At 62.7% G+C, this 25,696-nt stretch carries 25 protein-coding genes; 16 read left to right on the top strand and 9 right to left on the bottom strand.

The window, feature by feature from the left end:
- Positions 1–2 precede the first annotated feature (2 nt).
- Both ABMA32_RS17800 and ABMA32_RS17795 read right to left on the bottom strand, forming a co-directional pair.
- Entirely contained in the window at positions 3–1,223 is a 1,221-nt protein-coding gene (locus tag ABMA32_RS17800; RefSeq protein WP_349015143.1) for a cytochrome-c peroxidase, read from the bottom strand.
- Positions 1,224–1,225: 2 nt separating this feature from the next.
- On the bottom strand, positions 1,226–1,702 hold the full coding sequence (locus ABMA32_RS17795) for a FixH family protein (protein ID WP_349015142.1): 477 nt from the start codon (positions 1,700–1,702) through the stop codon (positions 1,226–1,228).
- A 50-nt stretch (positions 1,703–1,752) separates the two neighbouring features.
- Here ABMA32_RS17795 and ABMA32_RS17790 point away from each other — a divergent pair, with 50 nt between their 5' ends.
- Positions 1,753–2,688: a sugar kinase gene (locus tag ABMA32_RS17790; protein ID WP_349015141.1), complete on the top strand. Its 936-nt coding sequence runs from the start codon at positions 1,753–1,755 to the stop codon at positions 2,686–2,688.
- Here ABMA32_RS17790 and ABMA32_RS17785 read toward each other — a convergent pair.
- The 3 genes from ABMA32_RS17785 to ABMA32_RS17775 form a co-directional block, all read right to left on the bottom strand.
- The gene (locus ABMA32_RS17785) at positions 2,685–3,704 is read right to left on the bottom strand and encodes an aldose epimerase family protein (RefSeq protein WP_349015140.1); all 1,020 of its coding nucleotides are present in this window, start codon (positions 3,702–3,704) and stop codon (positions 2,685–2,687) included. The genes ABMA32_RS17790 and ABMA32_RS17785 overlap by 4 nt on opposite strands.
- Before the next feature lie 63 nt (positions 3,705–3,767).
- Positions 3,768–5,225, bottom strand: a complete 1,458-nt coding sequence (locus ABMA32_RS17780) for an NAD-dependent succinate-semialdehyde dehydrogenase (protein ID WP_349015139.1) — start codon at positions 5,223–5,225, stop codon at positions 3,768–3,770.
- Between the two features lie 157 nt (positions 5,226–5,382).
- Entirely contained in the window at positions 5,383–6,333 is a 951-nt protein-coding gene (locus ABMA32_RS17775; RefSeq protein WP_349015138.1) for an AEC family transporter, read from the bottom strand.
- Between the two features lie 106 nt (positions 6,334–6,439).
- Here ABMA32_RS17775 and ABMA32_RS17770 point away from each other — a divergent pair, with 106 nt between their 5' ends.
- From ABMA32_RS17770 to ABMA32_RS17740, 7 genes are all read left to right on the top strand, one after another.
- The gene (locus ABMA32_RS17770) at positions 6,440–9,460 is read left to right on the top strand and encodes a caspase family protein (protein WP_349015137.1); all 3,021 of its coding nucleotides are present in this window, start codon (positions 6,440–6,442) and stop codon (positions 9,458–9,460) included.
- A gap of 69 nt (positions 9,461–9,529) precedes the next feature.
- Positions 9,530–10,081: a histidine phosphatase family protein gene (locus ABMA32_RS17765; protein WP_425475562.1), complete on the top strand. Its 552-nt coding sequence runs from the start codon at positions 9,530–9,532 to the stop codon at positions 10,079–10,081.
- A gap of 139 nt (positions 10,082–10,220) precedes the next feature.
- Positions 10,221–10,502 carry an acyl carrier protein gene (locus ABMA32_RS17760; RefSeq protein WP_292773135.1) on the top strand — a complete coding sequence of 94 codons (282 nt, stop codon included), beginning with the start codon at positions 10,221–10,223 and terminating at the stop codon, positions 10,500–10,502.
- A 30-nt stretch (positions 10,503–10,532) separates the two neighbouring features.
- On the top strand, positions 10,533–11,744 hold the full coding sequence (locus tag ABMA32_RS17755) for a beta-ketoacyl-ACP synthase (RefSeq protein WP_425475555.1): 1,212 nt from the start codon (positions 10,533–10,535) through the stop codon (positions 11,742–11,744).
- A complete protein-coding gene (locus ABMA32_RS17750) occupies positions 11,741–13,012 on the top strand; it encodes a beta-ketoacyl-ACP synthase (RefSeq protein ID WP_349015136.1) in 1,272 nt (423 codons plus the stop codon). The genes ABMA32_RS17755 and ABMA32_RS17750 overlap by 4 nt, the downstream gene beginning before the upstream one ends.
- Before the next feature lie 40 nt (positions 13,013–13,052).
- Positions 13,053–14,081, top strand: coding sequence for a zinc-binding dehydrogenase (locus ABMA32_RS17745; protein WP_349015135.1), 1,029 nt, complete (start codon positions 13,053–13,055; stop codon positions 14,079–14,081).
- 47 nt (positions 14,082–14,128) lie between these two features.
- Positions 14,129–15,094: a lipid A biosynthesis lauroyl acyltransferase gene (locus ABMA32_RS17740; protein ID WP_349015472.1), complete on the top strand. Its 966-nt coding sequence runs from the start codon at positions 14,129–14,131 to the stop codon at positions 15,092–15,094.
- A 6-nt stretch (positions 15,095–15,100) separates the two neighbouring features.
- Here the strand turns inward: ABMA32_RS17740 and ABMA32_RS17735 are convergent, their stop codons facing one another.
- Positions 15,101–15,916, bottom strand: coding sequence for a VOC family protein (locus tag ABMA32_RS17735; RefSeq protein ID WP_349015134.1), 816 nt, complete (start codon positions 15,914–15,916; stop codon positions 15,101–15,103).
- 233 nt (positions 15,917–16,149) lie between these two features.
- On the opposite strand from ABMA32_RS17735, the gene ABMA32_RS17730 reads away from it, so the two are divergent.
- Complete coding sequence (locus tag ABMA32_RS17730) at positions 16,150–16,704, top strand: RBBP9/YdeN family alpha/beta hydrolase (protein WP_349015471.1); 555 nt, start codon at positions 16,150–16,152, stop codon at positions 16,702–16,704.
- Between the two features lie 8 nt (positions 16,705–16,712).
- Complete coding sequence (locus ABMA32_RS17725) at positions 16,713–17,801, top strand: NAD(P)/FAD-dependent oxidoreductase (RefSeq protein WP_349015133.1); 1,089 nt, start codon at positions 16,713–16,715, stop codon at positions 17,799–17,801.
- Positions 17,802–17,810: 9 nt separating this feature from the next.
- On the opposite strand, the gene ABMA32_RS17720 is transcribed toward ABMA32_RS17725, so the two are convergent.
- Positions 17,811–18,587: an HpcH/HpaI aldolase family protein gene (locus ABMA32_RS17720; RefSeq protein WP_349015132.1), complete on the bottom strand. Its 777-nt coding sequence runs from the start codon at positions 18,585–18,587 to the stop codon at positions 17,811–17,813.
- Between the two features lie 100 nt (positions 18,588–18,687).
- Positions 18,688–19,005 carry a DUF1476 domain-containing protein gene (locus tag ABMA32_RS17715; RefSeq protein ID WP_349015131.1) on the bottom strand — a complete coding sequence of 106 codons (318 nt, stop codon included), beginning with the start codon at positions 19,003–19,005 and terminating at the stop codon, positions 18,688–18,690.
- A 258-nt stretch (positions 19,006–19,263) separates the two neighbouring features.
- Between ABMA32_RS17715 and purC the strand changes: the two genes are divergently transcribed.
- From purC to ABMA32_RS17695, 4 genes are all read left to right on the top strand, one after another.
- Positions 19,264–20,058: a phosphoribosylaminoimidazolesuccinocarboxamide synthase gene (purC, locus tag ABMA32_RS17710; RefSeq protein WP_292773125.1), complete on the top strand. Its 795-nt coding sequence runs from the start codon at positions 19,264–19,266 to the stop codon at positions 20,056–20,058.
- Positions 20,059–20,078: 20 nt separating this feature from the next.
- The gene (gene purS, locus ABMA32_RS17705; protein ID WP_349015130.1) at positions 20,079–20,321 is read left to right on the top strand and encodes a phosphoribosylformylglycinamidine synthase subunit PurS; all 243 of its coding nucleotides are present in this window, start codon (positions 20,079–20,081) and stop codon (positions 20,319–20,321) included.
- Entirely contained in the window at positions 20,321–21,001 is a 681-nt protein-coding gene (gene purQ, locus ABMA32_RS17700) for a phosphoribosylformylglycinamidine synthase subunit PurQ (RefSeq protein WP_349015129.1), read from the top strand. The genes purS and purQ overlap by 1 nt, the downstream gene beginning before the upstream one ends.
- A 68-nt stretch (positions 21,002–21,069) precedes the next feature.
- Positions 21,070–21,483, top strand: coding sequence for a hypothetical protein (locus ABMA32_RS17695; RefSeq protein ID WP_349015128.1), 414 nt, complete (start codon positions 21,070–21,072; stop codon positions 21,481–21,483).
- Positions 21,484–21,585: 102 nt separating this feature from the next.
- Here the strand turns inward: ABMA32_RS17695 and ABMA32_RS17690 are convergent, their stop codons facing one another.
- A complete protein-coding gene (locus ABMA32_RS17690) occupies positions 21,586–21,801 on the bottom strand; it encodes a DUF1127 domain-containing protein (RefSeq protein WP_349015127.1) in 216 nt (71 codons plus the stop codon).
- Positions 21,802–21,893: 92 nt separating this feature from the next.
- On the opposite strand from ABMA32_RS17690, the gene ABMA32_RS17685 reads away from it, so the two are divergent.
- Positions 21,894–23,315: an aminotransferase-like domain-containing protein gene (locus ABMA32_RS17685; RefSeq protein ID WP_349015126.1), complete on the top strand. Its 1,422-nt coding sequence runs from the start codon at positions 21,894–21,896 to the stop codon at positions 23,313–23,315.
- 146 nt (positions 23,316–23,461) lie between these two features.
- Complete coding sequence (gene purL, locus ABMA32_RS17680; RefSeq protein WP_349015125.1) at positions 23,462–25,690, top strand: phosphoribosylformylglycinamidine synthase subunit PurL; 2,229 nt, start codon at positions 23,462–23,464, stop codon at positions 25,688–25,690.
- The last annotated feature ends 6 nt before the right edge of the window (positions 25,691–25,696 follow it).

The raw sequence follows: 25,696 nt of genomic DNA, 5'->3' as shown, positions 1-25,696 counted from the left end.
CCCTATTCGGCCAACGTCTTGAGAAAAGCGATCAGTTGCTGGCGCTCGCGCTCGGAAAGCGAGAGCGGGTGCAGTTCGGTTTCGCCCGAAGGTGCTGCCGGCGCACGATCGTAGTGATCGACGACCTCTTCGAGCGACTTGAACTGGCCTGAGTGCATATAGGGTGGCCGGGTCGCGGCCCCGCGCAACGACGGTGGCTTGAACGCGCGGGTCATGCGCGCGTTGTCCTTGACCATGAAGCGCAGTTCGCCACAGGATTCGGGCGGAGCGTCGCTGTATCGACCGAAACAATTGAACGGGTCGGCGGATACCTGCGCCACTGCCGTTTCGCGCCCAAGGTCTTCAGGGAGTCCCTCGACAGGCGGCACGCCCGTGTTGTGGAACGAGTCGTCCGTCAGGCGCGGCCCGGTATGGCAGGTCGCGCAGGCCGCCTTGCCGATGAAGAGCTTCAGACCGGCGATTTCCTCGGGCGCGAACGCAGCGTCGCCTTGCGGATCTTCTGGATTTTCTTTGGCGGCAAGCGCTTTCGCAAACCGGTCGAAGCGCGTTTCCTCCGGCGCGATGGAGCGCTCGAAGGCGGCGATGGCCTTGCCGAGATTGGCAAAGACACGATTGACCTCATCCTGCTGATCGGCCGGCATGGCCGTCCATGCCGACTGCTCGGCCTCCGTACCGAAGGGTCCCGCACTTGAGGGCACAGCGGAAAGGTCGGGCAGCTTTCCGAAAATCCGCTCATAGCGCTCGGCAAAATTGTCAGCGATGAAATGCGCGTAGAAGGCACGCGTGCCGGCGTGCTCGCGGCGATCCTCCAGCGGCGTCAGCGCCTGTGCCCAAAGGCTGTCGCGCCGGCCGTCCCAGAAGAACCATGGCCCCCAGGCGACGCCGGCCAGCGGCATTGTGCGGCGGTTGCCGACGCCAACGCCCCTGCCGAGCGGTAGGTCGTCCTGGAACTGCCTGTCGATCAAGTGGCAGGTGCCGCAGGCGACGACGCCGTCCGGGCTCAAGCGCTGGTCGAAGAAAAGCGTCGCGCCCAACGCCGCGGCGGCCGGGTCGTCGGCATATTTGTTGGACGGGTCTGGAGGAAGCGGCGGAAGGGAAGCGAGCGAGAGCGAGGCAATCGTCGCCTTCTCCGCCTCGCTGAAGTCCTCGCCGCCACATCCCCCCAGCGCCAGCGTCGATACCAATATCGCTGCGCTACACCAGGCCGGACGGCGCGGTCTCATGGCTACAGGACCAGGTTGAACGTCACCGTATCGGTCCCGGCTGGCGACGTGATGTCGAAGCGCAGTTCCCACCAACCGCTCATCGAGAATTTGATGCCTTCGATACGATAGCGTCCCTCGCCGAGGTTTTCCGTCACCTCGGGCGCTGTCGGCAGCCCGTGATTGTGGTCAGGCATGCCGCCATCCACCTTGATCGTCGCGTCGCTCACCGGTTGTCCGGCTGCCGTCTTTACCGTGATTGTCCACGACTGCAGTTCGCGCTGCTTTATTTCCGCAGCTTCAGGCGCGATTGCAGCGACATAGAGGCCGTCGGCCGTCGTCCGCTCGCGCGACGTGTCGAGTTCGGGTTTCTGGGCCACGGGCGGCACAAGAAGATATGCACCGAACGCAAGCCCAAGCAGCACGACGAGTGCAAGCGCATATAGTCCGATCGACCTCAAGACATCCTCCTCGGCGCGTTCGACGGTCCTGTAAATCATTCCACCGAGGCTTTGTGCAAGCGCGACAAAAAGCTATAGCGTCGCACGAAATGGAGGGGTCCCTCGTGAGCGGCGGAATCGTATCGATAGGCGAATGCATGCTGGAATTGTCCGGCAGGGGCGGCGAGGACTGGCGGATGGGGTTCGCCGGCGACACGCTGAACACGCTGTGGGCTCTGCGTGCGCTCGCGGGGCCCGAGCGTCCGGTCAACTACATCTCGGCTTTCGGCGACGACCCCTTTTCGCGCGAACAGATCGCATTCTTCAGCGCCAACGGGATCGGCATCGGCAACAGTCTCGTTATTCCGGGCGCACGGCCCGGCCTCTACGCGATCACACTGACTGGAGCCGAACGCTCTTTCACATACTGGCGAAGCGATTCGGCAGCTCGCCAGCTTACTTCAGATCCGACGCAGTTGGCCAAAAGCCTTGAGCGTCAATCACTTGTCTACTTCTCCGGAATTACGCTCGCAATTCTGGACGACGAGCCTCGCAGTGTCCTGATAGGTGCGATCAGGACCGCACGGGAAGCTGGGAGCCTGATTGCCTTCGACGCCAACTATCGGCCGCGCCTCTGGAAATCGCCTGAGGCGGCGCGCCTTGCGATAGATGCAGCGTTGCGCGTCGCCGACATTGCGCTGCCCACGTTTCCGGATGAACAGGCGCTCTATGGCGATCAGTCACCGGAAGCAGCCGCGGACAGAATCGCGGCGGCCGGTGTCCGGGAGGTCGTGGTGAAGAATGGAGAGGCGGCCGCGCTTGTCCGATACGAGGCAAGTGCGGAAAGCGTGCCGGCGGTGCATGTGCCGGAACCGGTCGACACGACCGGCGCGGGCGACTCCTTCAACGGCAGCTATCTCGCCGCGCGGCTCGCGGGGCTGCCGCCGATCGAGGCCGCGAAAAAGGCTCACGCCGTGGCGGCGGCTGTCGTACAGGTGCGCGGTGCGCTGGCCCCGTTCGAGACGCTGCGCGCGGCGTTCGTCTAGGCCTTCCTGAAGCGGTACTCGGTCACCTGCCGATATTCCTCGCCAGGCCGTAGTACGGCCTGCGGAAAGTAGGCTCGGTTGGGCGAATCCGGCCAGACCTGCGGTTCCAGTGCGAGGCCCGCATAGCCCTTGTACATCCGGCCTTCGTGCCCCGGTACCGGACGCTCGATCTTTGCACCGGCGTAAAACTGCACACCAGGCTCTGTCGACCAGACCTCCATCTCCACGCCCGAGGTTGCGCCCTTGACCCAGGTGGCTTGCCTAAGCGGTCCTTTGTCGGAGTGGAGGCAGAAGTTGTGGTCATACGGGACCTGCTCGCCCTCCTCTTCCAGTCCGACGGCGCGGGGCTTGCGGAAGTCGAAGGCGGTATCGTCGACAGGCTGCACAACGCCGGTCGGGATCAGTTCGTCATCGACCGGCAGATAGGCCCCGGCCGGGATGACCATGCTGTGGCCTAGGATGTCGCCGCTGCCGCCGTCATCCAGATTGAAATAGGAATGGTGCGCGAGGTTGCAGAGCGTCGGCTTGTCCGTGGTGGCAGTCAGCTCGACCGAAAGCACGCCGCCGGCCTTGACGCGGTATGTGCAGACGACATCCAGATTGCCCGGAAAGCCCATCGCGCCGTCCGGATCGCGCAAGGTCAATGTGACGAAGTCCGCGCCATGGCCCGCAACGCCCCACACCTGCTTCCCGTAGCTGTGTGAACCGCCATGCAGCGTATGCTTGCCGAGGAAATTCCTGTCAGCCTGATAGGTCTTGCCGTCGATGGTGAACTGGCCGTTGGCGATGCGGTTGGCGTAGCGCCCTGCAATCGCGCCCATATAGGACGAATATTGCGGATAGGGCTCGAACGTGTCGAAGCCGAGCACCAAAGGAGCGCCGTGGCCGGCAAGGCGAAGGTCCTGGACGGATGCGCCCCACGTCATGATATGAGCCGTCAGTCCGCCGCCGGTTATACCGAAACGATGGACCGGCTTGCCGTCTGCGGTCTTCCCGAAGATTTCACCCTCTGCCATCGCGCGTCTCCACCACTGTTGAAAACAAAACAGGCCGGGTTTTGGCCCGGCCTGCAAGAGAAATCAGAGACCGAGGCCTCCGAGGCAGACATATTTGGTGTCGAGGTAATCCTCGATGCCCTGATGCCCGCCTTCTCGGCCGACACCGGATTCCTTGACACCGCCAAACGGAGCCTCGACCGTGGTGATGAGGCCTTCATTGATGCCGACCATGCCGTATTTCAGCTCTTCCATGACCCGGAAAGCGCGGCCGAGGCTGCCTGTGTACGCATAGGCGGCGAGGCCGAACTCGGTGTCGTTGGCGAGCTTCACCGCCTCTTCCTCGGTCTCGAACTTGAAGACTGGGGCGACGGGGCCGAAAATCTCTTCCTTCATAAACTTCATGGACGGCTTGGCGTCGGCGATGACGGTCGGCTCGTAGAAGGAGCCGCCGAGCGCGTGGCGCTTGCCGCCTGCGACGACACGGCCGCCCTTCGCCTTTGCGTCCTCAACAAATTCCTCAACCTTCTCCACCGCCTTCACATCGATCAGCGGACCCTGCTGGGTGCCGTCCTCGAGGCCCGAGCCGATCTTCAACTTGTTGCTGGCGGCTGCGAGCTTCTCGACGAAGGCGTCATAGATGCCGGCCTGCACGAAGAAGCGGTTTGTGCAGACGCAGGTCTGGCCCGAGTTGCGGTACTTGGCGACCATGGCGCCCTCGACCGCGCGATCAACGTCGGCATCGTCGAAGACGAGGAACGGCGCGTTGCCGCCGAGTTCCATCGAAACCTTCTTCACCGTGCCGGCGCACTTGGCCATCAGCATCTTGCCGATCTCGGTCGAGCCCGTGAAGGTCAGCTTCTTGACCAGCGGGTTGGAGCAGATCTCGTCACCGATCTCACCGGCCGAGCCGGTCACGATGTTGATAACGCCCTTCGGGAAACCCGCCTCCTCGGCCAGCACACCGAACGCAAGCGCTGAGTAGGGCGTCTGCGAGGCTGGCTTGACGACCGCCGTGCAGCCAGCGGCGAAGGCAGGGCCGAGCTTGCGAGCGAGCATCGAGGACGGGAAGTTCCAAGGCGTGATCGCCGCCACGACGCCGACCGGCTGCTTGGTGGTGATGATGCGGCGGTCGGCCCATGGAGACGGCACAACGTCGCCATAGGTGCGGCGGCCTTCCTCGGCGAACCACAGGACGTAGGCGGCGGAGATGCCGACCTCGCCCTTGGCCTCGGCAAGCGACTTGCCCTGCTCGGTGGTCAGCAGTTCGGCGAGCGGCTGCTGGTTGTCCATGATGGCGTCGTGGAGCTTGCGGAGCAGCTTGTGGCGCTCCAGCACGGAGGTCTTGCGCCATGACTGGAACGCTTCCTCGGCTGCCTCGATCGCGCGGCGTGTTTCAGACTTGCCCGACTTCGGCACAGTGCCGATCTTGAGTCCGGTCGCGGGGTTGGTCACGTCGACCGTGGCGCCGCTGTCTGCCTGGACCCATTCGCCGCCGATGAGGTTGGCCTCACGCAAGAAATGGCTGGTTTTCTGGAGCATCGTTCTGCCTCCTGTGCGACATGTCTGGCCGCGTTGTTTGATTGTGGGGGACGCCGAGCGTCCAAAGCCGATGCCGCTTTAGCGCACCGGACCTAAGTCGATCAATGTTTATTGGCCGAAAGGGCTTGGTCCAGCGATGTATGCGGGAGGCCACGCGTTAGCCAAAGACTGCTTGCACGACCGTCAGCCAGAAAGCAGTGGTCAATACCGCAAAGGCCGTGGCTATGCTGACCTGGCTGGACGCCAGCCCCTGTCCGGTTCCGAATTGCACGGCAAGGAGATAGGAGTTCACGCCGGAGGGCAGTGCGGCAGCGACGACAGCCACCTTGGCCGTCATCGGTGGCAGGCCCATCAGCAACGCCAGGCCGAGGACCAGAGCTGGCATCAGGAACAGCTTCAGGACGGTAAGGGCAGCGGCCGGCAAGATGTTTCCGGAAATGCTGAACTTCCTCAGCCCAAGTCCCATCGCAAAGAGCGCCAGAGGTCCCGCGATGTCGGCAAGCGCGTCCACCATACGATCGACGAACAAGGGAAGCTGCAGTCCGGTGATGCGCCAAAGCAGGCCAGCGAGGATACCGATCATCAGCGAGTTCGGCAAAACGCGCCTCAGGAACGCGCGCAGGATTTCGCCCGCGCTGATCCTGCCGTTCTTGCGGTGTCCGAACAGGTCGAACAGGATGATGGAAACCATGGTCATCAGGGGAAAGTGGATGGCGATCAGCAGGGAGAGGACTTCGAATCCCGGCGGGCCATACACCCCGAGCATGAAGGGGATGCCCAGCAGCACAAGGTTGGAATAGGCGGCTGATACACCTCCGACGACACCGGCCTGCGAGTCTCGTCCGAACGCCCTCGTCATGACGAGATGCCCGACGACCCATGTCAGGGCGGCGCCAGTAAAATAGACGCCCCACAAGGCCCATGGGGCGGAGCCATGAAAATCGGCACCCACCATCGTTCGAAAAAGCAGGAGCGGCAGGGCCACGCCAACGGCAAAGTCGGTCAAAGCATCGCCGACCTGAATCTTCAGGTAGCCGCTTAGCCCGGCGAGATAGCCGAGCGCGACCAGCCCAAAGACGAAAAGTGTGGTTTCGATGACCGAGGACACGGTGGTCCCGAATAGGCCACGGGCCTGCCCCGCGCAATGCGATTGCCCGATTTTGATCATTGTCGGCTGGCAATTGCATGGGTAGATCGGGTTTTCCGGAGCAGACATGCAAGCTGGGCGTTCATCGCTGTCCCGATATGCCGCCACGGCGAGGTTGGTCCTCGTTGTGGTTTTTGCGCTGGGTGTTGCACCGCCGGTCAAGGCCGAGGAGAAAAGCAGCCTTAACGGCATTGCCCTTGTCATCGGCCAGTCGGACTATGAACACATCACCGCCCTGCCGAACCCCGCGAACGATGCCCGCGACGTGGTCAAGCTGCTTACCGATCTCGGGTTCGAAGCGCGCGGCGTAACCGACCGGGATGCGTCCAAGCTCAAGCGCGACATCGAACGGTTTGTCGAGGATGCCGAAGAGGCTGATGTCGCCCTCCTCTACTATTCGGGCCATGGCATCGAGGCGGGCGGCGAAAACTGGCTGATCCCCATCGACGCAGACGTTTCGTCGCTCGCGAATGCGTCCGAAGCGCTGGTTCCGCTATCTGAAATCATGGATGAACTGAAGCAGAAGGTGCCCGTAGCGATCCTACTCCTGGACGCCTGCAGGACCAACCCCTTCCCGCCCGACGCCGTCGTTCGTCGTCAACCGAAAGCCTCGGGCGACAAGGTGACGGCTGGCGGACTGGCTCCGGTTCGCGGTGCAGTCTCGCTCAAGACAAAAGATGCGCCCGCAAATGACAACCTCGGAACCGTCATCGGCTTTGCCGCAGAGCCCGGCCAACCTGCGTTGGATGGGACGGCGGGCGAGACCAGCCCCTACGCGTCAGCGCTGCTTCGCCACCTCGGCGCGATGGAGGGGGCCGAATTCGGCAACGTCATGCGCATGGTGACGGAAGAGGTCTATCTCGACACAAGGGGCGCGCAGCGGCCGTGGGTCAACGAGAGCCTGCGCAGGCTGCTCTATTTCGGCGTGGCGCAGGATGAACCAGCCGGCGACGAGGCAATGATAACTGGCGAGCGCCGGGAACTCCTGTTGACCATAGCGGACCTGCCAGACGTGAAGCGTTCGCAGGTTGAATTGGCCGCAGCCAAGGGCAATGTGCCACTGGACTCACTTTACGGCGTGCTGCGAGCGCTCGGCACAAACGAAATTCCCGAGAATCCCGCGGACCTGGAGAAGGTCCTCGACTCCCAGGCGGAACGGCTGACGAAAATGTTCGCGGAACGGGACGCGCTCAGGACCGACGACCCGGAAATCGTGCGTCTGGCCTCGGCAGCAGACACAGCAATCCGCGAAGGCGCGATCGTCACCGCACGGCAATTCCTCGACCAGGCTGTCGCGCGTGTCGAGGCTACGAGCGGCGCAGTCGACGCGGCCGAGGATGCGGTCAGGCAGAAGCGTCTTGCAGACGCAGCGGTCTACATCCAGCGCGCGGATGCTGCCTCCCTGGTCTTCGACTACGCGGCTGCCGCGGGCGACTACGGCAAGGCCTTCGGACTGGTCGAGAAGTGGGACGAAAAGCTCGCCTGGAACTACAAGAACATGGAGGCCGAGGCTCTTGGCGCGTTCGGCGACAACAAGGGCGACAAGGCCGCGCTCGACCGCTCGATCAAGGCGTATGAACAGATCCTCGGGATGCTGCCCTACGGCGAACAGGGCGAAGACTGGGCGATCACCCGCAACAACATGGCGGTCGTGCTTCAGACCCTTGGCGAGCGCGACACGAACGATGCGCAACTGTTGCAGGCGGCCGAGATTTTCCGGGAATCGCTCGGCGTCTTCACCGAGACAAAGGACGACGTGAACTGGGCTGCTGCCCAGAACAACATCGGCAATGTCCTGCTCGTTCTCGGACAGCGCCGAGGGGATGCGAGTCAGCTTAACGAGGCCGTTGCAGCGTTTCGCGCAGCGCTGGAGAAGCGTGACCGGACCAAAGTTCCGCTCGATTGGGCAGCGACGCAGAACAATATCGGCATCACGCTCTATGCCCTGTCCGAGCGCGATCCGAATGTCGCGCGTCTCACGGAGGCGCAAGCCGCCTATCGCGCGGCGCTCGAGGTCTACACGAAGGAAGCCGCCCCAGTTCAATGGGCAATGGTCCAGAACAATCTCGGCAACACGCTGAACGGGCTCGGAAACGCCCGCAACGACAAGACCTCCTTCGAGGCAGCGGCAGACGCCTTCCGCTCGGCGCTGGAGGTCCGTATGCGCGACACCTTCCCGATCGATTGGGCGACCAGCAGGCTCAATCTCGGCAACACGCTGACGCATATCAGCAAGTTCGATCTCGATACCGCCCTGCTGGAAGAGGCGGTGACAGCGTACCAGGACGCACTTCAAGTCTATACGCGCGACAAGTTCCCTATGGACTGGGCATCAGCCCAGAACAATCTCGGAGCGGTCTACCAAACGCTGGGGCAGCGCACGTCCGAAGTGCGGCGAATGGAGGAGTCGGTCGAGGCGTTCGAGGCAGCGGCACAAATCTACACACGTGATGCGCTGCCGCTCGACTGGGCGATGACGCGCTACAATTCCGGTAACACTCTCCAACTGCTCGGCGGCATGAGCGGCGAGCCCGCGCGGTATCGTGAGGCTGTCCAAGCCTACAGGGATTCGTTGGAGGAATACCGGCGCGACATCTGGCCTCACCAGTGGGCGCTCTCGCAGACCGGCGTCGCTTCCACCCTCCTGTGGCTCAGCAACAGCGAGGAAGGGACGCAAAGCCTGGTCGAATCGATCGCCGCCCGCCGCGCGGCACTTGAAGTGCTTACCTTCGAGAATACGCCGGTCGACTGGGCCAACGCCCAGAACGGGCTTGGCATGGCTCTTCTCAATCTCGGCACGCGCCAGAGCAGCGGCCAGCATCTGGAGGAAGCTGCGGCGGCATTCGAGGCGTCGCTGCGGGTTTTCACGCGTGAATCGCAGCCACTGCAATGGGCGTTCGGACAGAACAACCTTGGCGACATCCACTGGAATCGCGGCGCTCTGGGCGGCGGGAATGCGGAATACGCCAAGGCAATCGCGTATTTCGAGAACGCGAAGGCAGGTTTCACGGAGTCCGGCTATGTCGCTCCGATCGCAATCACCGATCAGAAGATCGAGTTGATCCGGCAGGCAATGGCGGCGAAGTGACCTCGGCCGCCCTTGCCTTTCTTTCGCAATTCCCATCCCTATGTCGGGCCTATGGGGAGTGAATTACGAGTGTTCCGCTTACTTGCCGCCGCGTTCATGCTGTTATTTGCGGCGGAGGCCAATGCAACCGAGGCCGGCTGGGCACTTCTGCGCGAAGGCGAGCAAATCGTGCTCCTGCGACATGCTATGGCCCCCGGCGCCGCCGAACCAGCCACGTTCGACATCGAAAAGTGCTCGACGCAGCGTAACCTTTCGGAGCGGGGGAAGCAGCAGGCGCGCAAGATCGGCGCGTTGTTCGCCGCCCGCGCGGCTCCGACGGGCCGCGTGCTGACAAGCCGCTATTGTCGGACGAAGGAAACGGCACGACTCGCGTTTGGAGACGCGGAGGAGTTCGCACCAATGGACCCGCCGGTTGGAGACGAGGCAGCGCGCAAGGAGCAGCTGGATGCAATCCTCGCCGAGATTCGGGATTATTCCGACTCAGGGAATCTCGTCCTCGTGACCCATCTTGAGACGATTCAGGCGCTTACAGGCGGCCAAACCGCCCGTGAAGGCGAGGCTGTGATCGTTGTTCCCGAAGGTGACGGGTTGCGCGTCGTCGGGCGAATTATTTTCAATTAGACGTGCAAACCCTTCCGTAGTAAGCCGCGCTGACGCCTGCCGGCCCTTTTCACGACGCGAAAAAGCGACTAGACAGCGCCTCAACGAGCCGCGCCGGGGCTGAACGCCTTGGTTTGCAGGGATTTTTGAAGGAAGAACCGTGCCGACCACTTTCGAGAAAGTCGCGAAGATCATCGCTGATACCAGCGAGATCGACATCAACACGATCACCCCGGAAAGCCACACGATCGACGATCTTGGGATCGACAGCCTCGATTTCCTCGACATCGTCTTTGCGATCGACAAGGAATTCGGCATCAAGGTGCCGCTCGAGAAGTGGACTCAGGAAGTCAACGACGGCAAGGCCTCGACGGACGAATACTTCCTGATGAAGAACCTCTGCGCAAAGATCGACGGGCTCGTGGCCGCAAAGGCCGCTTGATCAAGCCGGCCGTTTAGGCGAAACGGCATCATGAACTCCAACGACGTTCTCATAACCGGCATTGGCCTGGTGTCCTCGCTTGGCGAAGGCATCGAAGCACACTGGCAAAAGCTGGCGGTCGACCCGCCGGCGCCTGTCATCGACGACACGCGTTTCCCGCCTTATCTCGTTCATCCGCTGCCTGCGATCGACTGGGGCCTGCAAATCCCCAAGCGCGGCGACCAGCGCCAGATGGAGACATGGCAGCGGCTCGGCACCTATGCCGCCGGGCTGGCGCTCGACGACGCAGGGCTGAAGGCCGACGAAGCGCTTTGCTCAACCATGGACATGGTCGTCGCTGCCGGTGGCGGTGAGCGCGACGAGACCGTCGATACCACGATCCTCGAAGCCTCCACGACGCGTAACGATCGTGGCGTGTTGCTCAACGAAAAGCTCACCACCGAACTGCGCCCTACCCTTTTCCTGGCGCAGCTTTCCAACCTGCTCGCGGGCAATATCTCGATCGTGCACAAGGTAACGGGTTCTTCGCGCACCTTCATGGGCGAGGAAGGCGCCGGCGTCGCCGCCGTCGAGACGGCCGCGGCCCGCATCCGTTCGGGCCAGTCCTCGCATATGCTGGTTGGCGCAGCCTTCCAGACCGAACACTACGACATGCTTCTCGGCTACGAACTCGGCGGCTATCTGCACCGCGGTCCGTGGAAACCGGTCTGGCAGCGCAAAGGCTCCGAGGGTGGCGGCGTCGTTACCGGCTCGGGCGGCGCGTTCCTCGTGCTTGAATCGCGCGAGCACGCCGAAAAGCGCGGCCGAAAGGCTTATGCCCAACTCGGGCCAATTGTTTCTGGCCGCGCGCGCCGCAGAAAGGAAAGCCTGTCCGGCGCCCTCTCAGCGCTGGCCGGGAAAGCCGGGCTGCCGAGCCAGAAGCCGATCCTGGCGGTATCGGGCCTATCGGGCGCGCACGCCGCAACGGCGGCCGAAAAGGACGTGTTTGGCGCCTTCCCCTCAGTGGCGCTGCGAGGCTTCACAGGCATCACGGGCCACATGAAGGAGGCACAGTTCCCCTTCGCCGTCGCGCTGGCGGCGCTTGCGGTAAACAAGGGCTCCGCCTACCCCGTTTTCGACGCAGAAAACGAACGACCGTTCGACGGCGACACCAGTGCCGTACTTGCAACAACGGTCGGCTATCACCAGTTTGAGGGCATTGCGCGGGTTCTTGCCGCAGACACTCCCGGGGACGATGCATGACGAAGCTCACTGACCACCTTGGACGACCGATCGTCGCCGTCACCGGCATAGGCATCGTGACGTCGCTGGGCGTCGGCAAGCGGGATAACTGGAATGCCCTGACCAGCGGAAAATCGGGCATCCACCCGATTACGCGGTTTCCAACCGACCACCTGAACACCACAATATGCGGCACCGTCGATTTCCTGGCTTCTAGTTCAAAAGGAGCGACGGCGCTTACCTATGAGCTTGCCGAGACAGCCGCGCGCGAGGCCATCGGCGAGTCCGGTTTGCCGCCCGAGGATTTTGGTGGGCCGCTTTTCCTCGCCTCGCCGCCGGTGGAACTGGACTGGGCGGATCGCTTCAGTCTCTACGCGCCGGGGCACAAGGGCACGGCCACCGACACGGTTCTGGAGATCGCGCGCGGCCTCAATTCGCAGGACATCTTCGAGGCGGCGCAGTTTGGCACCATAGCCGACCGGCTGGCGGACGAGTTCGGCGCGCGCGGCCTGCCGATCACGCTTTCCACTGCTTGTGCGTCTGGTGCAACGGCCATCCAGCTCGGCGTCGAGGCGATCCGGCGCGGCGAGTCCGAACGTGCGCTTTCGATAGGGGCAGACGGTTCGGTGACGGCTGAGGCGCTGATCCGCTTCTCGCTGCTGTCGGCGCTCTCCACGCAGAACGACATACCGGAGAAGGCATCTAAACCGTTCTCGCGCGATCGCGACGGCTTCGTCATCGCCGAAGGCGCTGCTGCCCTCGTGCTCGAATCGCTGGAAGCCGCTCTCGCGCGCGGCGCTACGGTGCTTGGCATCTTGAGCGGCTGCGGCGAGCGTGCCGATGATTTCCACCGCACCCGTTCGAAGCCGGATGGCTCGCCTGCCATTGCTGCTGTACGGGCGGCGCTTGCCGATGCCGGCCTCTCCGAAGACCGGATCGGTTACGTGAATGCCCACGGCACCTCGACGCCCGAAAACGACAAGATGGAGCATCTTTCGCTGTCGACCGTCTTCGGCGAACGTATCCGCGATATTCCGGTTTCGTCGAACAAATCGATGATCGGCCATACGCTGTCGGCCGCAGGAGCGGTCGAGGCCGCGTTCTCGCTGATGACCATGCGTGAAGGCGTCATTCCGCCGACCATCAACTACGACAATCCCGATCCGTCGATCGAGCTCGATGTCGTGCCCAACGTAAAGCGTTCGGCCGATATCTCGAGCGTGCTCTCCAATTCCTTCGGCTTCGGCGGCCAGAACGCCTGCCTTGTGTTGACGCGGGAACCCGTCTAAGCGAACGCCCTGACAATTTTTAAGGGAATTCGCCCGCACAATGCGCGCTTTGCAACTGATCGAGGACCGCCGGCTCGAAGCGGTCGAAATCCCGTCTCCGCCGGAGCCGGGACTTGGCGAAGTGACGGTCAGCATCAAGGCGGTCGCGCTCAACCATATCGACGTATGGGGCTGGCGCGGCATGGCCTTCGCGAAGCGCAAGCTGCCGCTCACGATCGGTGCTGAAGCCTCAGGCGAGGTCGCTGCCGTCGGGCCGAGCGTCTCGGGACTTCTTCCCGGCCAACTCGTCTCGATCTACGGCGCGCGCACCTGCGGGCTGTGCAAGGCTTGTCGCGAAGGCCGAGACAATCTTTGCGAGCATGTTTCGGGCGTCCACGGATTCCATCTCGACGGCTTCGCGCAGGAAAAGATCAACCTTCCGGCGCGTCTGCTCGTCCCTGCTCCGCCCGGCGTCGACGCAGTCGGCGCGGCGGTCGCGCCGGTGACCTTCGGAACCGTCGAGCACATGCTGTTCGACAACGCCAGGCTGCAGCCTGGCGAAACGATCCTCGTCCATGCCGGCGGCTCGGGCATCGGCACGGCCGCGATCCAGCTTGCCAAGAAGATGGGCTGCACGGTCATCACCACCGTCGGTTCAGACGACAAGATGGCGAAGGCGACAGCGCTTGGCGCAGACCACGTCATCAACTACCGCGAAGACCGTTTTGAAGGCGCGGTGCGCAAGATCACCAAGAAGAAGGGCGTCGATGTGGTCTTCGAGCATGTCGGGGCCGACACCTGGGCCGGCTCGATGCTCTCACTGAAGCGCGGCGGAAGGCTCGTCACCTGCGGCTCGACGTCCGGTGTCTCCACGACGATGAATCTGATGCAGCTTTTCCAACAGCAACTGAAGATTTTCGGTTCGTTCGGCTGTCGCATGGAGAACATGGCGAACGCCATGCAGAAGATGGCGGGCGGCCTGGTTTCGCCTGTGGTCGACACGGAAGTGGACTTTGCCGGGATCGGCGATGCGCTGAAGCGCATGGAAAGCCGCGATGTGTTCGGCAAGATCATCCTGCGCCTGGGCTGAGGCTCGCCTTGACGCGTAGGAGTTCGTTCGACTTCCGCTACAGGGTGATGCGGCCTGTGATCATCTGGTCGCGCAAGGTCGGCGACTGGCTGATCGCGCGGGTGGCCATGACTGCGCTGTGGTTCCTGCGCAAGCTTCCGCCTGACCGGGCGCTGGATTTTGCAGGCCGCGCTTCGAGGAAGGTCGGGCCTTGGCTGGGACGGCATCGCACGGCCTGCGACAACCTACGACACGCCTATCCCGAAAAGTCCGAATTGGAGATCGAGGCGATCGCCCTCGAAATGTGGGACAACATGGCCCGGCTCGCGGCCGAGTACATATTCCTCGACCAGTTGTTCGATGCCGACGCCCACAGCCGAACGGACGGACGCATCGAAATCGTCGGCGCTGAGCTCTTCCATCGGCTCGCCGCCGAAGAGAAGCCCCACATCCTTTTCACCGCGCATACCGGAAATTTCGAACTTCTGCCGATCGCCGCGGCCGTTCACGGCCTGAACATGACCGCTTTGTTCAGGCCCCCCAATAACCCCTATATCGCCGACTACATTCTTTCGACGCGCACGTCGAAAATGGGCGGGCTTCTGCCGACCAGCGCAGGTGCAGCGTTCACGCTTGCCGCAATCCTGGAAAAGGGTGGCAATGTCGGTGCTCTTGTTGATCAGAAGTATCGGAACGGTGTGGAAACCACCTTTTTCGGACGCGCCTGCGAGACCAACCCGGTGGTGGCGATGCTTGCCCGGCGGTTCGACTGCCCGGTTCATCCGGCGCGCTGTGTCCGCCTGCCGGGCAATCGCTATCGGCTCGAAATCCACGAAGCGCTGGAATTGCCCCGCGGACCTGACGGCGAAATCGACATCAACGCCTCGGCCCAATTGCTGAACGACGTGGTGGAGGGCTGGGTGCGCGAGGACCCGGGCCAATGGATGTGGTTCCACAAGCGGTGGGGCGTGAGCGGGCACAAACGAAAACGCCGCGCCGCCCGCGCGAACCCGCCCCCCGCAACGACCGCCTAGCTTCGATCAGGCAGGCTGGCCCGGCACGACGCGGATGGTCGTGCCCCACGGGTCCTCGTAGGAAGCCGATTCCGGCGCCTGCGAGGAGCGCAGTTCGACCCAATCGAGACCCGAGCGTCCGTGATCGCGTTGGCCCGCGCCGGCGCTCTGCCACGCGTTGGCGCCGATATGGTGGTGATAGCCGCCGGTCGACAAAAACACCGCCTGCGCCCCGTATTTCGCCACCGTGTCGAAGCCGAGCGTGCGCTTCCACCAGTCTTCCGCCGCAACCGGGTCGCCGACGCGCAGATGGACGTGGCCGACGACAGATCCTTCGGGAGCGCCTTGCCATTTCGGGCCCCTAGCCGGCACCGCGCCACGGACGCCTTCGACATCCATGCGGTTGGTCGCCATCTCGATCTGACTGCCATTCCATTTCCAGTCGGTGGGAAGCCGGTCGGCATAGATCTCGATGCCGTTGCCTTCGGGATCAGTCAGATAGAGCGCCTCGCTCACGAGGTGATCGGAAGCTCCATCAACTGGAATCCTGTTTTCGATCGCATGGTTTATCCAGCGGCCAAGGTCCGCCCGGGAGGGCAGCAGGAACGCGGTATGGAAAAGTCCGGCGCTGCGCGGATCATCCGGTTTGGACGCTTTGTCGTTTTCGATGACGAGTAGCGGCCTGTCCTTCGAGCCGAGTGTGATCGTCTCGCCGTCGGACGACAACTGTTCCAGCCCGACGACCGCGCTGTAATAGTCTGCAAGCGCCTTTGCGTTTCGGGCCTTGAGGCCGACCTGACCGACACTTATCGGTGTCGTCGCCGCGAATGGAAGATTACTCATTGTCTGTTCCTCTGCAGCTGCAAGTCCGGCCGGCGCCGCCGCCATTGCACCCAGTCCACCGATGACCGTACGTCTGTCGATCGCCACAAATCCACTCCGTGCTGGCCAACCTTCGTCCTATAGATACTTCGAAGGATCGTTCACACAAGACCTCCAATCCCGAACACGACGTTCGATAATCATTGACTGTTGCGAAGGTTGCGCCTGCCGCAACCGGTCGCTACATCCGCCCCATGAAAGTAAGCGAAGCAGATATTCTCATCGTACCGGGCTACACCAATTCCGGGGCCGATCACTGGCAAAGCCGCTGGGAGGCCAAGCTTTCGACGGCGCGCCGCGTGGAGCAGGCGGAATGGTCGAAGCCTGTACGGGAGGACTGGACCGAGGCCGTAGCCGACGCCGTTAACCAAGCCGAGCGGCCGGTCGTGCTGGTCGCCCATTCGCTGGGGGTGCCGACGGTCATCCAGTCGATCCCGCGATTCAAGAAGCGGGTCGCGGGTGGATTCTTCGTCGCCCCGCCTGAGGTCGCCAATCCGTCGATCCGGCCAAAGCACCTGATGACGTTCGGCCCCTACCCTCGCGACCCGCTGCCCTTCCCGTCGGTGGTCATCGCGAGCCGCAACGATCCGTACGGATCGTTCGACGTCGCAGAGGACATCGCCGGCGCCTGGGGTTCCCTCTTCCTCGATGCAGGGGAAGTCGGCCATCTCAACGCAGAATCCGGGCACGGGCCCTGGCCAGAAGGGTCGATGATCTTCGCGAAATTCCTGACCGGACTGAAAGCCTAGAGAAAAGCATGGCCAAGCGGGTACTCGTCGTCGGCGCCGGCATCATCGGCGCATCCGTTGCATGGCACCTGACCGGATTTGACTGCGAGGTGACGATCGTCGATGCCGGCGACGGTGGCGGGCTCGCGACGCGCAACTCCTTTGCCTGGATCAACGCGAGTTGGGGCAACCCCGAATGGTATTTTCATTTCCGCCGCCGGTCCATGGCAGGCTGGCGGAACCTGGAACGCAGCGTGCCAGGCCTGTCGGTCGACTGGTGCGGCGGCCTCCTTTGGGACCTGCCCCAAGCTGAACTTGCCGCCTACGCGCAGGAACATGCCGGCTGGGGCTATGGGATCCGTACGGTCGACCGCGACGAGGCCCTGAAAATCGAACCAGGCTTGAAAAATCCGCCAGAACTGGCGCTCCATGTCGCAGAGGAAGGGATGCTGGAGCCGGTCGCGGCGTCGAACTCGCTTCTGGCGGCCGCAGTTGCGCGCGGTGCACGCTTCATCGACCGAACCGAGGCCATGTCCCTGCATTTTCACGCTGGCCGTGTCGCCGGGATCGAAACGACGGACGGCGAAACGCTGTTGGCGGACGAGGTGCTGATCACCGCAGGCGCCGAGACGGCAAGGCTTCTCGAAACCGCCGGCGTCAACCTGGCTATCGATGCACCGCCGGGTCTCATCGCCCATTCGACAATATCGGACCGCAAGCTACTGAACGGGCTCGTCATGACACCCGATTTCCATGTTCGCCAGACGCGGGAAGGCAGGCTCATCATAGGGACCGACTTCGCTGGAGGCGACCCAGGGGGCCGCGACAGGGAGATGGCGACCAGCCTTCTCGACAATGTCCGGACCATGGTCGGCGGCGCGGAAGGGCTTGAGCGGGATTTCCTCACCGTGGGATATCGCCCTACGCCGCGCGACGGCTATCCGGCGATCGGCCGGCCCGATGGAGTCCATGGCATCTACGTCGCGGTGCTTCACTCCGGCGTGACGCTGGCCCCTGTCGTCGGCGAACTGGCGGCTTGGGAAATCGCCACGGATTTGCGCGACGCCGACCTCGCGCCCTACGATCCCAACCGCAGCACCTTGCGGCCGTCGCCGTGACGCTCGGGTTCAGGCGCCCTTGAGCGACGCTTGGACCGCCTTCAGAAGCACTTCGGAGCCGAGCTTCATGACGGTCATCTCCTGGCCCATCGCAAGAAGCTGGTAGCCCATGGAGACAAAGCGCCCGGAGATGGACGGATCGACGACGTAGATGCCGGCATATTTTCCGGCGCGACGCGCGCGGCCGGCTACCTGCTCTATCGCCGGCATCATGTCCTCAAGGGTCGAATTGATGCGCTCTCCGTTCGTCCAGGCGATCGAAAAGTCCGAGGGACCGAGGAAGATCGCGTCGATGCCGGGTGTATCGAGGACGCGGTCCAGAATATCGACCGCAGCGCGGGTTTCGATCATGGCGAAGGACAGGGTCCGCGTGTTGCTTTCACGCAGCCACTTCGGGTGGTCGCCCTTCCCGTGACGGGGAAAGCCGAATGTCGGCCCCCAGGAGCGCTCGCCGACTGGCGGGTATTTCATCGCGGCCGCAAAGCGCTGGGCATCTTCGATGGTGTTGATCATGGGCGCGATGACCGCCTCGGCGCCGAAGTCCAGCGCCCGGCTGGCCATGTCGAAGCGGCCAACAGGGACTCGGACGAGCGCCGGCTTTCCGAGACGGAGGACGGGTATGATCGACCGAAGGACGCTGTCTTCGTTGTGCCCGCCGTGCTGCATATCGAGTGTGACCGCGTCAAAGCCTTGCGACGCCAGAATCTCGACGGTCAATGCGTCCGGCACGCCGGACCAGGCGCTGCAAACGGTTTCGCCGGCGGCGAGCTTTGCTCCAAGTGACATCGAACCTCTCCCGAATCTTCCGTTTGTCACGCCAGCAAAACGAAAAGGCAAAGAAAAACCGCCCGGAAGGGGCGGTTTTTCCTGCTTCCCATGAGCTGGATCAGCTCTTTACCTGCTCGATCGCCTGCGCGAGCAATTCGTCCATGGTACGTCGGATCTGGTGTTCCGACTGGTCTACACCCGCAGCTTCGAAATCCGCCTTCACCTTGCGCAGGACATCGTCATCGCCGGCTTCCACGAAATCGGCCGCGACAACTTCCTTGGCATAGGCTTCCGCGTCTGCGCCGGCCTTGCCCAGCTTTTCGGCAGCCCAGAGCCCGAGAAGCTTGTTGCGCCGCGCCGTAGCCTTGAAACGCAGTTCCTCGTCCAAAGCGAACTTGCGCTCAAAACCCTTCTCGCGGTCAGAAAAATCGCTCATCAAGATCCTCCAGGCAGGTGACGGTCGTTCCGACCAGATGTGGTGTTTGTCCGCACAAACCAAAAGCCTGCGTCCGGGTCAATACGATCACGGCTTGTTGCAGTGCGGTATTTCGCAGCGGAAAGCGGTTGATCGGCCGCTTTGATGATTGAGCATGTAAGCCGATTCGGATAGACCGGCATTGAACGATACGTCCGGCGCATTATCTCTTCCGGGCCGTTCGGTCCATCCGCCGGCTCGACAAATCCAGGAAATCCGATGAAAAACCGCCGCCGCATTTATGAAGGCAAGGCCAAGATCCTCTATGAAGGGCCCGAGCCGGGAACACTGATCCAGTTCTTCAAGGACGACGCGACGGCGTTCAATAAAAAGAAACACGAAATCGTCGACGGCAAGGGTGTGCTGAACAATCGCATTTCCGAACACATCTTCAACCATCTGAACCGCATGGGGATTCCGACGCACTTCATCCGCCGGCTCAACATGCGCGAGCAGTTGATCAAGGAAGTCGAGATCATCCCGCTCGAAGTCGTGGTGCGCAACGTCGCCGCCGGCTCGCTCGCCAAGCGGCTTGGCATCGAGGAAGGCACCGTGCTGCCGCGCTCGATCATCGAATTCTATTACAAGGCAGATGCTTTGGACGACCCAATGGTCTCCGAGGAGCACATTACCGCCTTCGGCTGGGCGAGCCCGCAGGAAATCGACGACGTCATGGCGCTCGCCATCCGCGTCAACGACTTCCTCTCTGGCCTTTTCCTCGGCGTCGGCATCCAGCTCGTCGACTTCAAGATGGAGTGCGGCAGGCTGTATGAGGGCGACATGATGCGCATCGTCGTTGCCGACGAGATTTCGCCCGACTCGTGCCGGCTTTGGGACGTCCAGACGCAGGACAAGCTCGACAAGGACCGTTTCCGGCGCGACATGGGTGGCTTGGTCGAGGCCTATCAGGAAGTGGCGCGCCGCCTCGGCATCATGAACGAGAACGAGCCTCCTCGACCGACAGGACCCGTCCTGGTCGCAACTGGCGACGGCCGGCGCGGCAAGCCGCACTGACAGCACAGGAGTATTCACGCGTGATCAAGGCCCGCGTCACCGTAACACTGAAGAACGGCGTGCTCGACCCGCAGGGCAAGGCGATCGAGCATGCCTTGTCCGGGCTTGGCTTCGACGGTGTCGGCTCGGTTCGCCAGGGCAAGGTCTTCGACCTCGAACTCGATGGCACTGACAAGGCGAAGGCTGAGGCCGAACTGAAAGCCATGTGCGACAAGCTTCTGGCGAATACGGTTATCGAAAACTACAGCGTAGCCGTGAATTGATGAAAACCGCCGTCGTCCTTCTTCCCGGCCTCAATCGCGACCGCGACATGATCGCGGCGCTGACCAAGATTTCCGGCAAGGCGCCGGCGACGGTCTGGCAGACCGACACCGAAATCCCGGATGTCGACCTGATCGCCATTCCCGGCGGCTTCTCCTTCGGCGACTATCTGCGCTGTGGGGCTATCGCTGCCCGCTCACCGGTGCTGCGCGCGGTTGCTGAAAAAGCCGCGAAGGGCGTCCAGGTGGTCGGCGTCTGCAACGGCTTCCAGATCCTAGTCGAGGCCGGCATGCTTCCCGGCGCGCTGATGCGCAATGCGTCGCTGAAATTCGTCTGCCGCGAGGTAAAGCTGAGCGTCGCAAACGCCAACACGGCCTTCACGCGCAACTACACGCCCGGCCAGATCATCCGCACGCCTGTCGCACATCATGACGGCAATTATTTCGCCGACGCGGAAACGCTGGCGCGCCTCGAGGGCGAAGGCCAGGTCGTATTCCGCTACGCCGAAGGCACCAATCCCAACGGTTCGATCAACGATATCGCCGGGATAGTGAACGACAAGGGCAATGTGCTCGGCCTGATGCCCCACCCCGAGAACCTGATCGAGGCCGCACACGGCGGAACGGACGGGCGCGGATTGTTTGAAAGCGCGCTCGGACTGCCGGCTCTGAAGGCTGCCTGATCCGGCAATTCCCATTTGATTGGCGCTGGTCCACCATGCGCCATCAGCCGCGCGATTCGAGAGGCCGCATGACCAGATTTCCCTTGGCACTCGCAGTCGCTTCGGCTTCCATGCTTGCGCTGTCTGCCTGCCAGTCCGACAAACGACCTGCCACTCCAGGCGGCTCCGGCAAGAGCGCATCGCTGCGCGTGATGGAGCAGGTGGCAATCGCTGCGCACAAATGCTGGTTCGCCAGCAAGGACCCTGCCTTCAGCAAATACTCGATGGCGAATGAGTTGAACAATTTCGCCGGGACGCCGCGCTTTCTGGTCGTCCCCAAGAACAACTACGGCGGCAAGCCGTTGCTCGTCGTGCAGGCGCAAGGTCAGTCGAGCCATGTAGAGGTCTTTGGTCCGATGATGGAAGGGCCTGCGGGCTCACGCATCAGTTCGGATATCAACCGCTGGAAGGCCGGCGACGGCAGTTGCGGATCGGCGGCATAGTCCCCAAAAGCACAATGGCCGCCCTTTCGAGGCGGCCATCACATTTGCGGTACAGTTTTGCGGGAACGTGTTCGAAGCAGTCTTACGCCCATTTGCCTTTACTCAGTCCCAGAACGGACGGTTGGATTCCCGGAATGCCTCCGAGCGGGAGACGCCGATGTCCTTGAGCATGTCGTCGCTCAGTTCCATCAACGCGATGCGGCTGCGCCTGCGCTGAACCGCCATCTCGATCATCGATATCAACCGCAGCAGCAAACTGCCGCGAGATCCTGAAGTCCGCATCGAAGTGTCAGTTCGGGTCGTCGTGAATGTACTCATTGCCCTCTCCTTATGGCTACAAGTGATCAAATTGTATCGCTTGCCTCCAATGAATTGACTCTATTTCGAAGGCAATATATGAAATTGTCACGATGACAAATTGGCTACCCAACCTATCCGAAGGCTCGGGCCCGCTGTACCTGCGGCTGGCGGATCGTATCGAAAGCGATATCGCACAGGGTATCCTGCCCTCTGGATCCAAGCTGCCGCCGCAACGCGACCTGGCGTACGACATCGGGGTTACAATTGGTACAATTGGACGTGCCTACGCTCTTGTGCGTGAGCGTGGCCTCGTTAGCGGCGAGGTTGGACGCGGCACATTCGTGCTTGGCCGAGAGACGGATCAGCACACTGTTATCCCCGACGCGCCACAGCCCGCGTTCGAAGGAACGCGGCGCAGCATGGAAGGCAGCCCCTCCGGCCGCCTGATCATGGACAGCACGTCTGCCCCCGATGTCGGACAAGCTGATACCGTCGCGCGCATTCTTGCCGACGTCATGCGGGATCATTCGGGCCGGGCGCTCGATTACACGCGCTCGTGGCCCGAGGACTGGCGAGAAGCCGGTTCGCGTTGGCTCGGTTCGGGCGAATGGATGCCGAAGCCCCAATGCGTCATTCCGACGATCGGTGTGCATGCGTCCGCCATGGCGGTCATCGCGGCCATGACCTCGCCCGGCGACAAGATCGTGTTCGAGCAACTGACCTATTCCTCGATCGCCCGCAGCGCGAACCTCATGGGCCGGCGCAGCATCGTCGTGAAGCTCGATGCCCAAGGGCCGGACCCCGAAGATTTCGAGCGCGTCTGTGCCCAACAGCACCCGAAAGTGGCGTTCTTCATCCCGTCGCTGCACAATCCCACCCTCAACATCATGCAGTTGCAGCGACGGCGACAGATCGCCGAGATCGCACGCCGGAACAATGTCTGGCTGATCGAGGATTCAATCTACGGCGCTCTACTCGACGAACAGCCGACGCCGCTTTCGGCACTGCTTCCCGAGCGGACCTTCCATATCGGTGGCCTGTCGAAGACGGTCGCAGCCGGCGTTCGCGGCGGATGGGTCGCTTGCCCTGCCAATCTGGCACCACGCATCCAGGTCGCCCACAAGATGGTCACTGGCGGCATGCCTTTCATGCTGGCAGAGCTTTCGGCGCGTCTCGTGCTTTCCGGGGCCGCCGATACGATCCGGCAGGCGTCGAGGGTCGAAATCGAGGCGAGAGAGGCCATTGTCCGAGAAGCTTTTTCCGGACTGGACTTCGTCTCGCACAAGAGGGCGCCCTTTATCTGGATGAAACTTCCGGACCCCTGGCTTTCCGGCACCTTCAAACAGGCAGCAGCCAGCGAGGGTGTGCTGGTCGATGACGAGGATGAATACAAGCCCGGACGGACCGAAGAGGTTTACCATCGCATTCGTGTCGGCTTTTCGATTGTGTCCCGCGAAGAACTGAAGACCGGCCTCACCATTGTGAGACGGCTGCTCGACAATCCGAACGCAGGCTACGACAGCTACGGCTGAACGGCGACGGTATCTGCCGGTTGCGTAGTCTGTAGATTGCCGCCGAAAAGGCTGCATTTTTCTTCGCGGTGCGGTATAGCCCCCAACGCGCCTGGGTTAAGGATGCCCATTGCGCCCTCCCCGCTATCCGGAGCCGACAACAGCCTATGACCGCCGAGAAAACCGTCGCTATTACGCCAGAGCTCATCAAAGCGCATGGACTGAAGCCGGACGAGTACCAGCGCATCCTGGACCTGATCGGCCGCGAGCCGAGTTTTACCGAACTCGGCATCTTTTCGGCGATGTGGAACGAGCACTGCTCTTACAAGTCGTCCAAGAAGTGGCTGCGGACCCTCCCGACCTCAGGCGAGCGCGTGATCCAGGGCCCTGGCGAGAACGCCGGCGTGGTCGACATCGGCGACGGCGACTGCGTGGTCTTCAAGATGGAGAGCCACAATCACCCGTCGTACATCGAGCCCTATCAGGGTGCGGCCACGGGTGTCGGCGGCATCCTGCGCGATGTCTTCACCATGGGCGCGAGGCCGGTCGCCGCCATGAACGCTCTGCGCTTCGGCGAGCCGGATCATCCGAAGACCCGCCACCTCGTCGCGGGCGTGGTATCGGGCGTCGGCGGTTACGGCAATTCCTTTGGCGTTCCGACCGTCGGCGGCGAGGTCAATTTCGACGCGCGCTATAACGGCAACATCCTCGTCAATGCGTTTGCCGCGGGGATCGCGAAGACCGACGGAATATTCCTCTCCGAGGCCAAGGGAGTCGGCCTACCGGTTGTCTATCTCGGCGCCAAGACCGGTCGCGACGGCGTTGGCGGAGCCACGATGGCGTCGGCCGAATTCGATGACAAGATCGACGAGAAGCGCCCGACCGTGCAGGTCGGCGACCCCTTCACAGAAAAATGCCTGCTCGAGGCCTGCCTGGAGTTGATGGCGTCGGGCGCGGTGATCGCCATCCAGGACATGGGTGCGGCGGGCCTCACCTGCTCCGCCGTCGAGATGGGCGCGAAGGGTGACCTCGGTATCGAACTCGACCTCGATAAGGTTCCGGTGCGTGAGGAGCGCATGTCGGCCTACGAGATGATGCTGTCGGAAAGCCAGGAGCGCATGCTGATGGTGCTCCGGCCTGAAAAAGAGAAGGAAGCCGAGGCGATCTTCCGGAAATGGGGTCTCGATTTCGCCATCGTCGGCCACACCACGGACGATTTGCGCTTCCGCATCCTGCACAAGGGCGCGGAAGCCGCGAACTTGCCGATCAAGGATCTGGGCGACAAGGCTCCGGAATACGACCGTCCTTGGGTCGAGCCGAAGAAGCCCGCGCCGCTCGCCGCCGATGATATTCCCCAGTCTGATGTCGCCGACGCGCTTCTGAAGATGCTCGGCGGGCCGGACCTTTCCAGCCGGCGGTGGGTGTGGGAGCAGTATGACACGCTGATCCAGGGCAACTCGCTGCAGCTTCCGGGCGGTGACGCTGGCGTCGTGCGCGTCGACGGGCATCCAACCAAGGCGCTGGCCTTCTCGTCCGACGTCACGCCGCGCTATTGCGAGGCCGATCCGTTCGAAGGCGGCAAGCAGGCTGTCGCCGAGTGCTGGCGCAACCTGACCGCCACGGGCGCGGAGCCGCTCGCGGCGACCGACAACCTCAATTTCGGCAATCCGGAGCGCCCGGAGATCATGGGGCAGTTCGTGTATGCGATCAAAGGGATCGGAGAGGCCTGCCGCGCGCTGGATTTCCCGATCGTCTCGGGCAATGTCTCGCTCTACAACGAAACCAACGGCCAAGGCATTCTGCCGACCCCGACGATCGGCGGCGTCGGTCTGCTGCCAGATTGGGGCAAAATGGCGCGGATCGCCTTTGCACGCGAAGGCGAGGTCATCCTTCTGGTGGGCGGCCCACCGGAATGGGGTTCGCATCTCGGGCAATCGATCTATTTGCGCGATGTCCACGGCCGCACCGACGGTCCGCCGCCGCCTGTCGATCTCGCGCATGAAAAGCGAGTCGGCGATTTTGTTCGCAAGCTGATCCGCGATGGCATCGCGACGGCGGTGCACGACGTTTCCGACGGTGGCCTTGCGACGGCGCTCGCGGAGATGGCGATGGCGTCCGGGATCGGCGCGACCATCCCCGGCCTGGAAAAAGCCGACCCCATCCCGGTCTTTTTCGGCGAGGACCAGGGACGTTACGTCGTCACCGTGAAACTCGATCCGCAGAGCGAGGAGATGGCGGCGCTATGGAGTGAAGCCAAGGCGCTTGGGATCCATGCCCCGTGGATCGGCACGACCGGGGGCACGGAATTGAAACTCGGCAAGACGCGTGCAATGCTCGTTTCCGAACTGAAGTCCGCTCACGAATCGTGGTTCCCGCGTTTCATGGATGGCGAGTAAGCGGAG

This window comes from Mesorhizobium quangtriensis (assembly GCF_040081925.1).
GTDB lineage: Bacteria > Pseudomonadota > Alphaproteobacteria > Rhizobiales > Rhizobiaceae > Mesorhizobium_K > Mesorhizobium_K quangtriensis.
Note: the sequence above shows the minus strand (reverse complement) of the source record. Positions and strands in the feature narration are given on the sequence as shown.

Bases quoted from the DNA above. Each gene is read 5' to 3' on its own strand.
- ABMA32_RS17800 (WP_349015143.1), bottom strand. From the start codon at position 1,223: ATGAGACCGCGCCGTCCGGCCTGGTGTAGCGCAGCGATATTGGTATCG.
- ABMA32_RS17795 (WP_349015142.1), bottom strand. From the start codon at position 1,702: ATGATTTACAGGACCGTCGAACGCGCCGAGGAGGATGTCTTGAGGTCG.
- ABMA32_RS17790 (WP_349015141.1), top strand. From the start codon at position 1,753: ATGGAGGGGTCCCTCGTGAGCGGCGGAATCGTATCGATAGGCGAATGC.
- ABMA32_RS17785 (WP_349015140.1), bottom strand. From the start codon at position 3,704: ATGGCAGAGGGTGAAATCTTCGGGAAGACCGCAGACGGCAAGCCGGTC.
- ABMA32_RS17780 (WP_349015139.1), bottom strand. From the start codon at position 5,225: ATGCTCCAGAAAACCAGCCATTTCTTGCGTGAGGCCAACCTCATCGGC.
- ABMA32_RS17770 (WP_349015137.1), top strand. From the start codon at position 6,440: ATGCAAGCTGGGCGTTCATCGCTGTCCCGATATGCCGCCACGGCGAGG.
- ABMA32_RS17755 (WP_425475555.1), top strand. From the start codon at position 10,533: ATGAACTCCAACGACGTTCTCATAACCGGCATTGGCCTGGTGTCCTCG.
- ABMA32_RS17750 (WP_349015136.1), top strand. From the start codon at position 11,741: ATGACGAAGCTCACTGACCACCTTGGACGACCGATCGTCGCCGTCACC.
- ABMA32_RS17745 (WP_349015135.1), top strand. From the start codon at position 13,053: ATGCGCGCTTTGCAACTGATCGAGGACCGCCGGCTCGAAGCGGTCGAA.
- ABMA32_RS17740 (WP_349015472.1), top strand. From the start codon at position 14,129: ATGCGGCCTGTGATCATCTGGTCGCGCAAGGTCGGCGACTGGCTGATC.
- ABMA32_RS17735 (WP_349015134.1), bottom strand. From the start codon at position 15,916: ATGAGTAATCTTCCATTCGCGGCGACGACACCGATAAGTGTCGGTCAG.
- ABMA32_RS17730 (WP_349015471.1), top strand. From the start codon at position 16,150: ATGAAAGTAAGCGAAGCAGATATTCTCATCGTACCGGGCTACACCAAT.
- ABMA32_RS17725 (WP_349015133.1), top strand. From the start codon at position 16,713: ATGGCCAAGCGGGTACTCGTCGTCGGCGCCGGCATCATCGGCGCATCC.
- ABMA32_RS17720 (WP_349015132.1), bottom strand. From the start codon at position 18,587: ATGTCACTTGGAGCAAAGCTCGCCGCCGGCGAAACCGTTTGCAGCGCC.
- ABMA32_RS17715 (WP_349015131.1), bottom strand. From the start codon at position 19,005: ATGAGCGATTTTTCTGACCGCGAGAAGGGTTTTGAGCGCAAGTTCGCT.
- purC (WP_292773125.1), top strand. From the start codon at position 19,264: ATGAAAAACCGCCGCCGCATTTATGAAGGCAAGGCCAAGATCCTCTAT.
- purQ (WP_349015129.1), top strand. From the start codon at position 20,321: ATGAAAACCGCCGTCGTCCTTCTTCCCGGCCTCAATCGCGACCGCGAC.
- ABMA32_RS17695 (WP_349015128.1), top strand. From the start codon at position 21,070: ATGACCAGATTTCCCTTGGCACTCGCAGTCGCTTCGGCTTCCATGCTT.
- ABMA32_RS17690 (WP_349015127.1), bottom strand. From the start codon at position 21,801: ATGAGTACATTCACGACGACCCGAACTGACACTTCGATGCGGACTTCA.
- ABMA32_RS17685 (WP_349015126.1), top strand. From the start codon at position 21,894: ATGACAAATTGGCTACCCAACCTATCCGAAGGCTCGGGCCCGCTGTAC.
- purL (WP_349015125.1), top strand. From the start codon at position 23,462: ATGACCGCCGAGAAAACCGTCGCTATTACGCCAGAGCTCATCAAAGCG.